Below are 700 nucleotides of genomic sequence, written 5' to 3'. Positions count from 1 at the left end.
AATCAAACTGAACACTGACGGTGCCTCACAGGGGACTCAAATTCTGGGTGTGACGGATGATAAAGAACCGGTGCTGGGTAATGTGGATAACGGTGGTCATACCAACGATACCACTCCAACGCTGCGTGGCTCGGTTACCGCCGCACTGACCGGTACGGAAGAAGTGATTATCTTCCGTAACGGCACGGAAGTCGGCAAAGCGAACGTCACCGGCACCGCGTGGACTTATACAGACAACGCCATCACCACGGACGGGCAGTATACCTATACCGCGGCGGTACGTGATGCGACCGGTAACAGAGGCGCGGAGTCCAATGAATACCTTATTAATCTTGATACCTCTGTACCGACTCAGAAAGTTGCAATTGAGGGAATTACAGATGATATGGAACCGTCTGTTGGTGAAATTGCCAACGGTGGCGTTACCAACGACAAAACCCCGACCCTCCACGGTTCACTTGATAATGAACTATCTGCCACGGAGTTGGTTAAGATCTACCGTGATGGTAACTTTGTGGGAACGGCGAAAGTTATCGGTAAATCATGGAGTTATAATGATAAACTGAATAATGACGGCACATATGTGTATACCGCGAAAGTGGTGGATAAAGCGGGTAACGAAGGTGTTGTCTCTGATAAATACGGCATAACGCTTGATACTGTGCTGCCGGCACAGCTGGTGACTATCACTGATGTTCAG

At 49.4% G+C, this 700-nt stretch carries 1 protein-coding gene; it reads left to right on the top strand.

Translation table 11 applies throughout. The features are described 5' to 3' along the window. Window positions 1–700 (top strand): Ig-like domain-containing protein (locus ACMHKJ_RS19310; RefSeq protein WP_413496469.1); only part of this gene is annotated, 700 nt, incomplete at both ends.

The organism is Morganella psychrotolerans, assembly GCF_965118875.1.
Taxonomy (GTDB): Bacteria; Pseudomonadota; Gammaproteobacteria; order Enterobacterales; family Enterobacteriaceae; genus Morganella; species Morganella psychrotolerans_C.
This window is presented reverse-complemented; position numbering and strand designations above follow the sequence as displayed.